This is a genomic window from Pseudoalteromonas sp. SIMBA_162, from assembly GCF_046535955.1.
Taxonomy (GTDB): Bacteria; Pseudomonadota; Gammaproteobacteria; order Enterobacterales; family Alteromonadaceae; genus Pseudoalteromonas; species Pseudoalteromonas marina.
Map to the genome: position 1 here is coordinate 1 of NZ_JAWJBQ010001006.1, position 243 is coordinate 243.

A 243-nucleotide genomic window follows, 5' to 3' on the forward strand; every position below is an offset into this window, starting at 1 on the left:
CGATGGCCCCGATCATCTGGTTCCAGTGATAGTCCTCACGCAGCTCGCGGATGGTGTCGATCAGCGCCAGCCCCACCGCGCCGCCCAGGTTGCGCATGACGTTGAACAGGCCACTGCCGTTGCCTATCTCGTGGGGCGCCAGACGCCCCATCGCCAGCCGAGAGGCCGACAGCAGCACCATGATCTGGCCCGCGCCGCGGATCACCTGCGGCCAGAAGAAGTCATCGAAGCCCGAGTCCGAGG

General features: G+C 66.7%; 1 pseudogene. It reads right to left on the minus strand.

The window, feature by feature from the left end:
* Positions 1-243: pseudogene (locus R0J88_RS22745) on the minus strand (MFS transporter); the annotation flags it as partial.